Annotated in this window: 12 protein-coding genes; 11 read left to right on the top strand and 1 reads right to left on the bottom strand. The window is 61.4% G+C overall.

Translation table 11 applies throughout. The annotated features are described in order from the left end of the window. The first annotated feature begins 102 nt into the window (after positions 1–102). The 3 genes from LCQ44_RS00375 to LCQ44_RS00365 all read left to right on the top strand — a co-directional run bounded on the left by LCQ44_RS00375 (position 103) and on the right by LCQ44_RS00365 (position 2,975). On the top strand, positions 103–993 hold the full coding sequence (locus tag LCQ44_RS00375; RefSeq protein WP_195247200.1) for a YitT family protein: 891 nt from the start codon (positions 103–105) through the stop codon (positions 991–993). A 208-nt stretch (positions 994–1,201) separates the two neighbouring features. Next, complete coding sequence (locus LCQ44_RS00370) at positions 1,202–2,032, top strand: transketolase (RefSeq protein ID WP_225093804.1); 831 nt, start codon at positions 1,202–1,204, stop codon at positions 2,030–2,032. 1 nt (position 2,033) lies between these two features. Continuing rightward, on the top strand, positions 2,034–2,975 hold the full coding sequence (locus LCQ44_RS00365) for a transketolase family protein (RefSeq protein WP_117769460.1): 942 nt from the start codon (positions 2,034–2,036) through the stop codon (positions 2,973–2,975). A 656-nt stretch (positions 2,976–3,631) separates the two neighbouring features. Here LCQ44_RS00365 and LCQ44_RS00360 read toward each other — a convergent pair. After that, positions 3,632–4,894 (bottom strand): IS30 family transposase, encoded by a 1,263-nt coding sequence (locus tag LCQ44_RS00360; protein WP_225093555.1) that lies wholly within the window; start codon positions 4,892–4,894, stop codon positions 3,632–3,634. A 219-nt stretch (positions 4,895–5,113) separates the two neighbouring features. Here LCQ44_RS00360 and ftsE point away from each other — a divergent pair, with 219 nt between their 5' ends. From ftsE to LCQ44_RS00320, 8 genes are all read left to right on the top strand, one after another. Next, the gene (gene ftsE, locus LCQ44_RS00355; RefSeq protein ID WP_022094244.1) at positions 5,114–6,334 is read left to right on the top strand and encodes a cell division ATP-binding protein FtsE; all 1,221 of its coding nucleotides are present in this window, start codon (positions 5,114–5,116) and stop codon (positions 6,332–6,334) included. Then, entirely contained in the window at positions 6,321–7,241 is a 921-nt protein-coding gene (ftsX, locus tag LCQ44_RS00350) for a permease-like cell division protein FtsX (protein ID WP_225093803.1), read from the top strand. Before ftsE ends, ftsX begins: the two co-directional genes overlap by 14 nt. A gap of 135 nt (positions 7,242–7,376) precedes the next feature. After that, positions 7,377–9,512 carry a ribonuclease R family protein gene (locus LCQ44_RS00345; protein ID WP_225093802.1) on the top strand — a complete coding sequence of 712 codons (2,136 nt, stop codon included), beginning with the start codon at positions 7,377–7,379 and terminating at the stop codon, positions 9,510–9,512. Positions 9,513–9,689: 177 nt separating this feature from the next. Further along, a complete protein-coding gene (locus LCQ44_RS00340; RefSeq protein WP_035137411.1) occupies positions 9,690–10,295 on the top strand; it encodes a recombinase family protein in 606 nt (201 codons plus the stop codon). A 104-nt stretch (positions 10,296–10,399) separates the two neighbouring features. Then, on the top strand, positions 10,400–10,981 hold the full coding sequence (locus tag LCQ44_RS00335; protein WP_225093801.1) for a VanZ family protein: 582 nt from the start codon (positions 10,400–10,402) through the stop codon (positions 10,979–10,981). Between the two features lie 204 nt (positions 10,982–11,185). After that, a complete protein-coding gene (locus LCQ44_RS00330; RefSeq protein WP_055310345.1) occupies positions 11,186–12,037 on the top strand; it encodes a MurR/RpiR family transcriptional regulator in 852 nt (283 codons plus the stop codon). Between the two features lie 10 nt (positions 12,038–12,047). Beyond that, the gene (gene murQ, locus LCQ44_RS00325) at positions 12,048–12,971 is read left to right on the top strand and encodes an N-acetylmuramic acid 6-phosphate etherase (protein ID WP_225093800.1); all 924 of its coding nucleotides are present in this window, start codon (positions 12,048–12,050) and stop codon (positions 12,969–12,971) included. Positions 12,972–13,028: 57 nt separating this feature from the next. Next, entirely contained in the window at positions 13,029–14,459 is a 1,431-nt protein-coding gene (locus LCQ44_RS00320; RefSeq protein ID WP_035137407.1) for a PTS transporter subunit EIIC, read from the top strand. Positions 14,460–14,554 lie beyond the last annotated feature (95 nt).

Raw genomic sequence — 14,554 nt, 5'->3', positions numbered from 1 at the left:
ACCCTGCGCAGGGGTGGTTTTTGTCCGGCGAATCGGTAGAATCGAATACAAGAAGAAGTTCAAAGCGCATCCGTTTGGGTGCGCTTTTTTGAGGGAGGCAGCATGGCATATCGTCTGGACATCAAGCGCATTCTTTCGATGAACTTCTTTCACGACCTGCCCCAGATCATGTTGGGGTGTGCCTTGGCCGCCATCGCGACCGACTTGTTTTTGATTCCCAACGGTCTTGCCGCCGGTGGCGTTACGGGCCTTGCCACCATTATCCAGGCGGTCGGCGCGGCGCGCGGCCTATCGCTTCCCGTTGGTATTCAGACGATCGTGATGAACGCCTTGCTGTTGTTGGTCGTTATGCGCGAGGGCGGCATGTTCTACGTGGTGCAGACCGCGACGGGCTTTGTGCTGCTGGGCTTCTTTACCGATCTGTTCGCCCCGTTTGTAGCACCTCTGGCGGATGCGGACCTGATGCTCCCTGCCATGTGGGGCGGCATTATTACGGGCATCGGTTACGGCATGGTGTTGCGCGCCGGCGCCAACACCGGCGGTTCGGACACGATTGGCCAAATCATCTCGCGTAACACCTCGCTGCCGGTGGGCTCGACCGTCATGGCGATCGATGTTGCCGTATGCGCGCTATCGGCTCCGGTCTTTTCAATCGAAAACGCACTGTATGCAGGCCTTTCGATGGTCATTAGCGGCTACGTGATCGATGCCGTGGTCGATGGTGGCAACAAACGCCGTATGGTACTCATCATCTCGGACAAGTTCCCTGATATCGCTGCCGATATCATGTATGGCCTGGGTCGTGGTTGTACCAAGTTTAAGGCGACTGGCATGTATTCGGGTGCCGAGAAGCCAGTGATTATGGTCATCGTGAGCCGTCGAGAGCTCAATACCCTCAAGACGATCGTGCGCGAGCGCGATCCTCATGCCATCGTGACGGTTGCCGACGTTACGGAAGCCTTCGGCGAGGGATTCAAGGACATTAGCGCGTAGGGTCGATCGCGTTCCATCCAAAAGACGTTCACATTGATAAACCGTTTCATCAGCGGTTCTGCCTGCTAAATTGTTCAAATAATGATAAAAACTCTGGTAAAGCCATCAGTTTCCAGCATAATGAATGACGTACGTGCATTGCGGCTGTGTTGGGATTACCTTTCCGTGCCGTGCGCATTTTGTCTAATGAGGATGAAAGGAAGGCACAATGAGCGACGAAGAGCTCAAAAAGGTTGCCAACGAGGTAAGGAAGGGCATCGTCACCGGCGTGCACGCTGCCAAGTCCGGCCATCCGGGCGGTTCGCTCGGCGCTGCCGACATCATGACCTATCTGTACTTTGAGGAAATGAACGTCGACCCGGCCGATCCCCGCAAGGCCGATCGCGACCGTTTTGTGCTCTCCAAGGGCCATTGCGCTCCGGGCCTGTACGCCGTGCTCGCCGAGCGTGGGTTCTTCCCCAAGGAGGATCTCGAGACGCTGCGCCATATCGGCAGCCACCTGCAAGGTCATCCCAACATGAACGACACCCCGGGCGTCGATATGTCCACCGGCTCGCTCGGCCAGGGCATCTCCGCCGCCGTGGGCATGGCGGTTGCCGCCAAGCACTGGGGCGATACTTACCGCACGTACGCCCTGCTGGGTGATGGCGAGAGCGAGGAGGGCCAGGTCTGGGAGGCAGCCATGTTTGCCGGCAACCATCAGCTCGATAACCTCTGCGTGATCGTCGACCACAACGGCCTGCAGATCGACGGCCCCGTCGAGGAGGTCAACGACCCCATGCCGCTCGCCGACAAGTTCCGCGCCTTTAAGTTCCACGTGGTGGAGCTTGCCGACGGCAACGATTTCGATCAGATCCGCGCCGCCTTTGCCGAGGCCCGCGCCACCAAGGGTCAGCCGACCGCCATCATCGCCGAGACCATGAAGGGCAAGGGCGTTTCCTTTATGGAGAACCAGGTTGGTTGGCACGGCAAGGCCCCCAACGATGAACAGTTTGAGCAGGCCATGGCAGAGCTCACGGCCGCCGGAGAGGAGCTCTAGGATGGCAGACGTCAAAAAAATCGCCACGCGCGTAAGCTACGGCGAGGCCCTCGTCGAGCTCGCCAACGAGCACGATGACTTTGTGGTCCTCGACGCCGACCTGGCCGCCGCCACGCAGACCGGCAAGTTCAAGGCCGCCTGCCCCGATCGTTTCTTCGATGTGGGCATTGCCGAGAGCAACCTGATGGGCGTCGCCGCCGGTATCGCGACCACCGGCCGCGTTGCCTTCGCGAGCACCTTTGCCATGTTTGCCGCCGGCCGCGCCTTTGAGCAGGTCCGTAACTCCATCGGCTACCCGCATCTCAACGTTAAGATCGGTGCCACGCATGCCGGTATCTCGGTGGGCGAGGATGGCGCCACGCACCAGTGCTGCGAGGATATTGCCCTCATGCGCGTCATCCCCGGCATGACTGTGATCGTTCCTGCCGACGACGTCGAGGCCCGCGCCGTAACGCGCGCCGCCTACGAGTGCGACGGTCCGGTGTACATGCGCTTCGCTCGTTTGGCCTCGCCGGTTATCAACGACCCCGAGACCTACAACTTCGAGTTGGGTAAGGGCATTGTCATGCGCGAGGGCGCCGACGTCACCATCATCGCCTGCGGCCTGATGGTCGGCGAGGCTCTCGAGGCCGCCGAGCAGCTCGCTGCCGAGGGCATCGACGCCGAGGTCATCAACATGCACACCATCAAGCCCATCGATGCCGACCTGATCGTCAAGAGCGCCACCAAGACCGGCCACGTCGTGACCGTCGAGGAGCATTCTGTAATCGGTGGCCTGGGCAGCGCCGTTGCCGACGTCCTGTGCGAGCAGTGCCCGACGCCCCTCAAGAAGATCGGCGTCAACGACACCTTTGGCGAGTCCGGCCCGGGTGCCGAGCTCTTGCACAAGTATGGCCTGGACGCCGCCAACATCGTGGCGACCACCAAGGAGTTCTTGGCATAAGGCAAGGCGGATCTCAAGGACTGCTTCGCCAGAACTATGGAAACCCGGCAGGGGCGCTCTCTTGGAGAGCGCCCCTGTTTCAGTTGTGGTGAAATAAGGACTGATTAGACCTTTTAACTGGTAAAACAGTCCCTATTTCACCGCAACTTATGAAGACGCCCCTCAAGCACGGTCCCATCAGGGAAAAGGGCATATATCGACAAAGCGCAATTCAGACCCTTCCAACTTTGTATATGCAGCACCCCAAGTAAAACGCAGCGACCCCTTAGTTATCGCAGGCCGGACACAGGGTTACTCTCCAAATCTTTCCGCAGGACGGAGGAGCCCCCGCCGCACGTAGTGCGCAGCGGGGGCTCCGACATGTCCGAGGACGATTTGGAGAGTAACCCTGTGCACGGCCGACGGGATCCCTAAGCACGCCATGCTTCTTAGGTTGATTTTCAATCTCAACGCAACAGCCTGAACGGGCCCCGCGTTTCCGCAGCTAGCGCAACGCGGAAATAGCCCCCGGCACCTGCTCGTCGCCTCGTTTCCGCAGGTGGAGAGGCTGTGGAGGCCGGTGCCCCCATGCCGCCGCCGCATGCTCCGCCAGCCCGCCGCGCAGCCGTTCCGGACTCAGCGCAACGGGCCCTCCGGCCCATGTCCCGGCCCGCCGCCTATCCCGCCAGCGGCCCCTCGCCCCTCGCGGCCCTGGCCCTGTCGATGCAGCCGGGCGTGAGGTCGAGCTCGCCGGGCGCCAGCTCCTCTATCCCGAACGCGTCCATGAGGGCGGAGGCGTCCTCCCCGAGGGCCGCCCGCAGCACGCGCGCCGGCGTCAGGAACCCGAGCGCCCCCCTCGGCTCGGAGTTCACCTGCGACATGAGCAGCGCGCAGTCCGCCGCCGTCAGCCGGTCGAACCTGGCCCCTGCGCCCTTGGGCAGCAGCTTCCTGATCTCCACGTGGTTCTTCTCGCACGCGCCCTTCTGCTGGCTCTGCCGGGGGTCGCAGTAGAAGAGCCTGGTCTCGCCGTCCCGCTCGCCGAACAGCGCCGCGATGGCGCCCTCGTCGGCGAACTCGCTCCCGTTGTCGGTGAGCACGGCGCCGAAGGCGCGCCTCGCGCCGTCCTCGCCGAGGACCCCGCGCAGGGAGGAGAGCGCCGCCAGGACCGAGGCGCACGTGCCGTCCGGCAGCGGCAGGGCCAGCTGGAAGCGGCTCGGGCGGTGCAGGAGCGTGAGGAGCCTGGCGGAGTCGCCCCTGGGGCCCTCGACGGTGTCCATCTCCCAGGCCGCGGCGCAGGCGTCCTCGCCGAGCGCGAGGAACGACGCGTGCGACCTGCGCGCCGAGTGGGACGTCGCCCTCTTCGGGGCCCGGCGCGACCTCGGCCTGTAGCCGACCTTGCGCCTGAGCTCCATGTTCGTCATGCCGTCGTAGCCGGCGTCCACCCACCTGTAGACGGTGGAGGCGCTGAGCCCGGGGGTCGTCGCCGCTATCTGCTGCGGGGAGAGCCCGCGCGCGAGCCCGTCCCTGATGGCCGCTAGCTTGGCGGCGGCGCCCTCCTCGGTCTCGTCGATCCCGGACCTGCTCGCCGAGAGCTCGGCGTCGGCCGCCTCCTGCGCCCTCCTGGCGCTGTAGAACACCCTGGGCCTCCTCGAGCAGCCGTAGCCCCTCCTGTGCGAGCAGCCGTTGCAGCACCTCGGCCACGCGGAGAGCCTGGGGCAGGCCCCCGACAGGTCCGCGGGCGCGGGCTCGCCGTAGCGCGAGCGCGGCGCGGTGACGTAGCGGTGCGCCGCCACCTCCCTGGTCACGGTCGACGGCGACCTGCCGAGCTCCGCGGCGATCTCGCGGGCGCTGCGGTTGCGGTCGAGCATCCTCTCGACCGTGTTCCTCTCGTGCCTCGTGAGCCTCCCGTACGACCTTCCGGACGGCTTGGGTCTGGACATGCCGGCCTCCCTCCATCGCGGGCCGGGGGATTCCGGCCCCTCTGGGGTTGCCTACCCGGATTCGCGCCTCAGGACTCAGCGCAACGCGTTGCGCTGAGTCCTGAGGCTGTTGCAATGAAAATGAGAATCAAGGGCCATGCTTCTTATGTGCAGCAAAGCTAATGCTGCTAAAATACAAAGCGCTCATGTAGTTTAAACGCACGACGATAAGGAGCACCAGTGGGTAACCACTTCCGTACCTCCGGTGCGGGCGATGATGCCCCCAAGACGCAGGCAGGCGTCCAGGGCAGTCGTTTCGCCACTCCGGATTCAGAGGGCCAGCCTGTTGCTCAGGCCCCCGCTCAGCCGGCAGATCAGGCACAGCCGGCATCCGATCCCTTTGCCTACAATCCAACCAGCGATGTCGCGCTTTCCGGCACGGCGGGTTTTGAGCCCGTTCAGGCCGTGACCGCTCGCGTGGAGCAGCCTCAGGCTGGTGCCGCCACGCCGCAGCCTACCATGGCCGGCATTCCCGACCCCTTGGCCCCTGCGACGCCGGCTCCTCAGCCTGCGCAGTCCGGTCTCTTTGCCGCTATTCCCGACCCCACGCAGCCTGCTGCCCCGGTGGTCGAGAGCGATCAGGCAGCCGAGGTCGCAAGCCTCGATAACGCGCTCAACAACCCCGATTTTACGTCGGTGTTTGCGCCCATCGATCCGCAGGCCAGCCGCAAGAAGATGGCCAAGCAGGCCGGTGTCGAGCCCGTCATCCTTATGGAGCATGTCACCAAGATCTATCCGGCACAGCCTAACAAGCCTGCACTCGACGACATCAACATCGAGATCTATCCGGGCGAGTTCGTCTTCCTGGTCGGTCACTCCGGCTCGGGTAAGACCACGCTGCTGTCGACGCTCAACCGCGACGTCAAGCCGACGAGCGGCCGCATCCTGGTTGCCGGTCAGGACCTCATGAAGATCAAGAACCGTAAGGTTCCGTTCCTGCGCCGCCAGATTGGCGCCGTGTTCCAGGACTTTAAGCTTCTGCCGCAAAAGACCGCCTACGAAAACGTGGCGTTTGCCCTGCAGTGCATCGGCAAGCCCAAGGGCGTCATTCGCAGCCAGGTGCCCGAGGTGCTGCGTCTGGTCGGTCTGGCCGATCAGATGGACTCGCTGCCCGACCAGCTTTCCGGTGGCGAGCAGCAGCGCGTTGCCGTCGCCCGTGCTATGGTCAACCGTCCGCCGCTGCTGATCTGCGACGAGCCCACGGGCAACCTCGACCCGGCGATCTCGCTGGGCATCATGAAGCTGCTTGAGCGTATTAACCGCACCGGCACCACCGTGATCGTCGCCACGCACGACCGCGAGATGGTCGATAGCATGCACCGTCGCGTGATCGCCCTCGAGGGCGGCCACGTCATCCGCGACCAGGAGAGGGGAGGTTACGGCAACTATGGCACCAACTAACGTGGGCTACTCCTTCAAAGAGGCAATCAGCCACTTCTTCCGTAACTGGACTACCTCGCTCGGCGCCGTCATCACGATCTTCCTTTCGCTGTTTATCATCGGCCTGTTCATCATGGGCTCTGCGATGCTGAACTCCGTGATCGGCACCGTCGAGGATCAGGTTGTCATCAACGCGTTCATTAGTGATGACGCCGATCAGGCCGATGTTCAGGCTTTTGAGGCCGAGCTTAAGACGTGGAATAACGTCAAGTCCGTGACCTATAAGGACAAGGACGACGCGCTGGCCGAGTATACGAGCAAGATGTCGGGCAACGCCGACGCCACCATGAGCGCGCTCGATGGCCAGAACCCGCTGCCGGCTTCCTTCGCTATTGAGATGGACGATCCGTCTCAGGTCGAGAGCACGGCCAAGAAGCTCAAGAAGGATGCCGATTTCCAGAAGATCGCGGATGACGGCGACGTCAACGCGAGCGTGCTGTACGGCCAGGAGGAAGTGAGCCGCCTGTTCCAGGTGACCAACTACATCCGCATCGCCGCCGTGGTGCTCGTTGGCCTTCTGACCTTTATCGCATTCATCTTCATCAACAACACGATTCGCCTGTCCATCACGGCGCGTCGTCGTGAGATTGCGATTATGCGTCTGGTCGGCGCCAGCAACGGCTTCATTCGTGGCCCGTTTATCACCGAGGGCGTGCTGCAGGCCATTTTGGGCTCGCTGCTTTCCATCGGCGTTCTGGAGCTGCTGCGCAATCTGATGATTCCGCGTCTGCAGGAGAGCATCGGCTGGATGTCGTTTGCCCTGCCGATGCAGTACTACCTGGTGACCTATGCTGCGCTGATTCTGGTCGGCGTGATTATCGGTCTCTTTGGTTCTGCCATCGCCATGCGCCGCTACCTGCGCGTGTAGGCATGCCTGGAATTCATCCCTTCCAACGGGTCGTCTCTTATGGGGCGGCCCGTTTTTTGATCCCTAGGGGACGGCAGGATGGCGAATCATTTGGGTAGACTCTTTGGAGTCGGCAATCGATAGTTAGGAGGCGCCATGGGGCGCAATAACAAGCATAAGCGTGGAGCTCGCAATAAGCGCGGGCCGGTGCGCAGCGAACGCCGTCCGAGCCTGACCGGGCGCGTGCAGCTCCATGAGCACAGTGCCTATGTCATAACCGAGAATGGCGACTACAAGGTCATGGGCCGTGGCAAGCGCGAGATTATGGATGGCGATACCGTTGCCGTGAGCATTAAGAACAGCCCGCACGGTGAGCGGCGCGCCGTGATCGAAGGCGTGGTTGAGCGCGCAGCCATAAGCGTGGTGGGTACGTACCAGACCGCCGGTCCGCTCGGTGTGATCGAGCCGCTCGATTCGCGTCTGAAGGCTGACTTCTTCATTCTGCCTGAGGATACCTCGGCGGATCGTCTGGGCGTTCACCCGGGTGATGCTGTTGTCGCGCGCATTTTGACCTACCCGACGCGCCTGGAATCGGGCGCTGTGACGATCGAACGCCGCATTGGCGGAGATGACGCGCCCGATTTGGGCGTTCAATATGTGATGGCGCGCTACGGCTATACCGATAGCTATCCCGAGGCCGCGCTGGACGAGGCCGAGGGGCTTTCGCTCGATGTGTCCGCGGCGCTTAAGGACCCGCTCCGCCGCGATCTGCGCGACCGCTTTGTCATCACGATCGACCCAGTCGACGCGCGCGACTTTGACGACGCCATTTCGTTGGAGCGCACGCCCGAGGGTGGCTACAAGCTGGGTGTGCATATCGCCGACGTTTCACACTATGTGGCTTGGGACGGGCATATCGATCTTGAGGCTCGCCATCGTACGACATCGGTGTATCTGGCCGATCGCGTGCTTCCCATGCTGCCCGAACGCCTGTCCTGTGACCTGTGCTCGCTTCGCCCTGACGAGGACCGTCTTGCGTTTACCGTCGATATCGAGCTCGATGCGCAGGGTCGCGTGCGGCATTACGATCCGTATCCCAGCGTGATTCGCTCGCGTGTGCGTATGGACTATGACGGCGCCGAGGCGCTGCTGGTGCGTGCCGGCGCGGTTGAGTATTCGGTGCTGGAGGGTGCAGCCGAGGATGTTGCGGCTGCCGAGACCTCGCGCGAGGAAGCGCTTGAGCGCGGTCTTGCGTGCGAGGAGGCCGCCCGCGGCTACAACATCGACCTCGGCGATTTCCTTGTCGCCGCTAACGAACTCGCCGAACTTCGCCGTCGTATTCGTCGCGCCCGCGGCTCAGTCGATTTTGACACAGCCGAGATTCGTGCTCTATTGGATGAGGACGGAGTGCCCGTGCAGATTGTGGCGCGTGAGCGTTCGTGTGCCACGTCGCTTATCGAGGAAGCCATGCTGCTCGCCAACGAGTGCGTTGCAGAGTGGCTGGCAGACCGTGATATCGAGGCCTGCTATCGTGTGCATGAGGATCCGAGCCCCGATAGCCTGCACGGTGCTGCCGTTGCGCTGGCGCAGCTAGGCATCATCGACGATCGCCGTGCTGCCGGTATTGCCCTGGGGAGCCCCGATGAGCTGCAGGCTGCAGTTGATGCTGCCGCCGGTACGGCCAACGCACCGCTCGTCAACACGCTGCTTCTGCGCAGCATGCAGCGCGCGCTGTACAAGCCGCGCAACGAGGGCCACTTTGCGCTCGCCGCGCCGTGCTACTGTCACTTTACGAGTCCCATCCGTCGCTACCCCGATCTGGTGGTGCACCGCGTGCTCAAACTGCAGTTGGCCTATGAGCAGCTCGGCGGCAAGGACGCCTTGGTCCGTACGCCGCGGCTGATCGGTAAGGGGCGCGAGTCGCTGCCGCGCATTCTGCCGCAGATCTGCCGCGCATGTAGCGATGCCGAGCGCGCGGCAGATGCCGCCAGCCATGCGACGCAAAAGATCAAGATTGCCCAGTACTATGAGGACCGTCTGGGTGAGCGCTATGCCGGAACCGTCTCGTGGGTTAGCAGCATGGGCCTCTTTGTGCGCTTGGACCTAACACAGGTCGAGGGCCTGGTTTCAATTAAGAGCCTGGGCAACGAGTGGTTCGAGTTCGACGAGGACGCGCTAACGCTCACAGGTGCCGACACGGGCACCCGTTACGAGCTGGGGCAGCGCGTGATTATCGAGGTCTCGCGCGTCAATACCACGCGTGGGCACTTGGACTTTAAGCTTATCCATTAGCTAAATCCCGACTCGTGGCGAGAGAGCGGAGGGCGGCCTTTCGGGACCGCCCTTCGCATTTGAATCGTGGCTACCTTGCCGTCTGCTCGGCCGCCCGCTTACCTGCTATTTGAGAGGTAAAACCTACCAAAATAAACCTGTCCCTTTTTGGCAGGTTTACAAGAAAGCGGGGATGAGATGGCGACGGTGTACGGTTATGCGCGGGTGAGTTCGCGCGATCAGAACCTTAATCGGCAGCTGGATGCGCTGGGCGCCTATGGCGTGGGCTCGGCGAATATTTATGCCGACCATGCGAGCGGCAAGGACTTCGATCGACCGCGTTATCGCGAGCTGCTGCACGTCCTGGGAGACGGGGACGTACTGGTGGTGCTTTCTATCGACCGACTTGGCCGTAATTACTCCGAGATTCTTGAGGAATGGCGACGCATTACCAAGGAGCTCGGGGTTGCCATTGTGGTGTTGGACATGCCATTGCTTGACACGCGCGTCAGGGCCAGCGGCGCGCCGGATGTGACCAACACCCTGATTGCCGATATTGTGCTGCAACTGCTGAGCTACGTGGCGCAGGTGGAGCGCGAGAATATCCATCGGCGCCAGGCGGAGGGGATTGCAGCGGCGCGAGCGCGAGGGGTCCGTTTCGGTCGACCTCGCAAGCCGTGCCCTCCTCAGTTTGAGCTGGTGCGCGATAGCTATGAGGCAGGCGATATTACCCGCAGCCAGGCAGCAAAGTGCTTGGGTGTGTGCGTGGGGACGTTCGATCGCTGGATGCGCGAGGCGGGGTAGGGGTTTGCGTCGCTTTGTCGCTTCCTGTTGCGATTCAAATTTTGATACGTTGACGATGTCATTTGGGGCTACACTCGCTGATATTCAAAAAAGGAGGTTGGCCCTTGGCACGCGTAAAACAAATAATCGGATGGACCGCGATCGTTCTGTTCGCTGTAACGCTGACGGGCATCTGGGTGCTGACGGAGCAAAATGCGGTAGAGACGTCGTTGCTGAGCGAGTCCACCGCGCGTGTGGTGGAGGGTCAGGCTACGGGCGTTCAGGCTGCCGATGCCACGGGTGAAGCTCAGACGGAGAACGGAATGACCGGGGGCGCCGATTCGGCTGCCTCGAATGTCCGGTCTGGCCGACTTGCTTCCGTTCGCATGTGGGTGGGCACAAACGTCCGTCGCGTTGCCCATACCGTAGAATTTTTCTTCGTCGGATTGTTCGCCTCGGTGGTCGTGGTTTGCTTTTCCAGGCGTCCGTGGAGCGTATGCTCCCGTTGCGTGCCCGTATTGCTCTTTTGCGCCGCCTGCTCCGTTGGCGATCAGGTACATAAGATCTTTGTCCCCGGCAGGCATTTCGACGTTATCGATTTAGGATTCGATGCTGCGGGCTATGTCACCGCCATGCTGTTGGTATTGCTGGCAGCGGCGTTGGTGCGCCATGTGACTCGGCCGATCGGCGCCCATGCGAGGCGCTAGCCGGTAGCAAACCCGTTTCTGATAATGCGACCTCGTTGAATTATTTTGTGTCGCGCGTATTTCCGAGCGGTCGGATTTGAGGGGCGAGCGGTAGAACGCTCGCCCTTTGTGCGCCACGATGCGGCACAATGTACCGCAAAAGCTGTTTGTATCCGGTACGAATCGTTCGTTGGTCTTTAATTCTTCTCAACGGAGGTGTTTGAGATGGCAAACGGATTGCTTTTGCGGCTTCGCGAGCGTGAGCTCAGCGCGAGCCCGGCGGAACGCAATGTCATCGCATATGTAAGCGCTCATCCGCACGAGGTGGTCGGGCTGTCCGTCCGCGGTCTTGCCGATGTCACGTTCTCCTCGCCCTCGAGCATTTTGCGCTTTTGCAAGCGTTTGGGTTTTGCGGGCTACAAGGAGTTCCAGCGCGAACTGATTGCCGAGCTGGCGCTCTTAGGTGACAAGAAAGACGTAGCCCTCGAGGACATCTCCATGGATGACAGCGTCGAACGTATCGTGGGGAAGGTGATGAAAAGCAACGTGCGCACGATTGAGGCGACGGCGCGAACGCTCGATTACACCGTCTTGGAGCGATGCGCGGCCCGTCTTAAGCGGGCACGCGCGGTCAATCTGTTCGGTATTGGTGCCTCTCGTTTGGTCGCGCACGACCTAGCGCAAAAGCTCATGCGTGTCGACAAAGAGTGCCATCTGTACGACGACTGGCATGATCAGCTCTTATGTGCCAAGAACATGCATGAGGGCGATATGGCAATCGCCTTTAGCTACTCGGGCTTGACGCAAGAGGTGCTGGACTGCACCGCCGAGGCTCAACGTCACAACTGTCCCGTTGTGGCCGTTACCAAAGTAGATGGATCATCCAAGCTTGCCACCATGGCCGATGCCGTGCTCGGCGTCGCTGCGAGTGAACCCTTGGTCCGCAGCGGTGCCATGGCTTCGCGTATGGCCCAGCTTATGGTTGTCGATGCCCTGTACGCTGCTTACGTTGCCAGCGACTACGAACGGGCGACGCATGTCATTAAGCAAAACTACATCGAGAAACAGGAAAGATGAGGTGAATGAAATGCTCGATTTAACAAAATTCACGACCGAACAGCGTAATCAAAGGTCAATGGACCTCGATACGATGACATCGCTGCAAATCGTCACGACGATGAACGATGAGGATCTTCGTGCCGTCCAGTCAGTCACGAAAGTGCTGCCCCAGGTTGCCACGGCAATCGACTGGGCTGCCGAGGCGCTCGAGCGCGGCGGGCGCGTCTTTTACATGGGCGCAGGCACCAGCGGTCGTCTGGGCGTACTCGACGCTTCGGAGTGTCCACCCACGTTTGGCGTGTCACCCGATCTGATTGTCGGGCTCATTGCCGGAGGCGAGACGGCGTTTATCAAGGCTGTCGAAGGTGCCGAAGACAGCGAGGAGCTTGGCGCGAGCGACTTGCGGGAGCGTGGACTCTCGGACAAGGACCTTGTCGTTGGCCTGGCGGCAAGCGGTCGTACTCCTTATGTGGTGGGCGGCCTTGTGTATGCCAAGGCAACTGGGTGCAAGACCATTGCAATTGCCTGTAACCAAGGGTCGAAGATCGGGGAGAGCGCAGATCTTGCCATTGAGCCCGTGCCCGGTCCCGAGGTGCTGACCGGCTCAACGAGGCTCAAGGCGGGAACGGTTCAAAAGCTCATTCTCAACATGATTTCGACCGGTGCCATGGTCAAGATCGGCAAGGTATACCAAAACCTGATGGTCGATGTGCAGCAGACGAACGAGAAGTTGGTGGTGCGCGGCCAGAACATCGTGATGGAGGCGACCGGCTGCACGCGCGAGTGCGCTGTTCAGGCGCTTGCAGATACCGGCGGCCACGTAAAAACCGCTATTGTCTCGGTGCTGCTGGACTGCGATGCCGAGCAGGCCGCGGTGGCTCTTGAGCGGGCGCGAGGCCATGTCCGTGCTGCGGTGAGTGGCCATGAGAAGAGCAATGCCGATGCCCAATAGGTGCGCGGCGTGAGCTGATATGACATCCAGACGAGATACCCAATACAAGGAGGAGTTATGACGAACAAAGAGCTGGCTCAAAAGCTGCTGGACCTTTTGGGCGGTAAAGACAACGTGCTCGCAAACGCGGCGTGCATGACGCGCCTGCGCGTGACCGTCAAAGACACGGGCAACGTCGACACGGAGGGCATTAAGGCACTCGACGGCGTGATGGGCCTGGTCGAGGACGACACGATGCAGATTGTGTTGGGTCCGGGCAAGGTGAATAAGGTGCTCGAGGAGTTCTCCAAGCTCACCGGCCTTGCGAAAGGCGTTGCTGACGAGAGCGTGGTTGACGCTGCGGCCACGAACAAGGCCGCGCAGAAGGCCAAGTACGAGTCCAAGCCGGTTCAGGCCTTCCTCAAGAAGATTTCCAATGTCTTCGTCGCCCTGCTTCCCGGCATCATTGCGGCTGGCCTCATCAACGGTATCTGCAACGTCATTAACGTCTCGACGGCAGGCGCGCTTGCAGGCGAGTGGTGGTACCAGGGCATTCGTTCCATGGGCTGGGCCCTGTTTGCCTATCTGCCCATCTTGGTGGGCTATAACGCGGCACGTGAGTTTGGTGGCTCCGCTGCGCTGGGCGGCATCGCCGGCATGATGTGTATCGCCAACAGTGCCATGCCCCTGCTTGCGCCTGGCGCGGCTGATCCTGCCACTGCCATTCTGCTGCCGCTCACCAATGCGCAGTACAACCCCGCAGCGGGCGGCATGATCGCGGCTCTCATCGCTGGTGCATTTTTTGCCTGGATGGAGCGTCAGATTCGCAAGGTTATGCCCAACGCACTCGACACGTTCCTGTCCCCGCTGCTGGTGCTCATCATCGGCGCCTTTGCTCTGATGCTCGTCATCCAGCCGGTTGGCGCATGGCTGACGACTGCCATCTTTAGCGTTTTGACCTTTATCTTCGAGAAGTTGGGCGTCCTGGGCGGCTATATCCTGTCGGCAGGCTTCTTGCCGCTGGTGTCCGTCGGCCTGCATCAGGCGCTCACGCCGATCCACGCTATGCTCAACGATCCCGACGGCGCTACCAAGGGTATCAATTACCTGCTTCCCATCCTTATGATGGCTGGCGGCGGCCAGGTCGGTGCCGGTTTGGCGCTGTACTTTAAGACCAAGAACGCCAAGCTCAAGAAGTACGTCGCCGAGTCCATCCCCGTTGGAATCCTGGGTGTGGGCGAGCCTCTGATGTATGCTGTTACGCTGCCGCTCGTTCGTCCGTTTGTGACGGCCTGCCTGGGTGCCGGATTTGGCGGCGCGCTCGCGGCGCTGCTTCACATCGGCACGGTTTCTCAGGGCGTTTCCGGTCTGTTTGGCCTGCTGATCGTCGTTCCTGGCCAGCAGCTCGGCTACGTTGCCGCTATGCTGCTTGCCTATGCCGCCGGCTTTGTCCTGACGTGGTTCTTTGGCGTCGACGAGCAGAAGATCAACGAGTTCTTTGGCGAGTAGTTTGATATCGCGAGCCGTGTTGCTCAGAGCTCGCGGCGCGCGGCAGATTTCTTGATGTTATGGTTGTGCCGGCGGGGCTAGCTGCTCCGCCGGCC

This window comes from Collinsella aerofaciens (assembly GCF_020181355.1).
GTDB lineage: Bacteria > Actinomycetota > Coriobacteriia > Coriobacteriales > Coriobacteriaceae > Collinsella.
The sequence above is the reverse complement of the archived record's forward strand: the minus strand, read 5'-3'. Positions and strand labels throughout refer to the sequence as shown.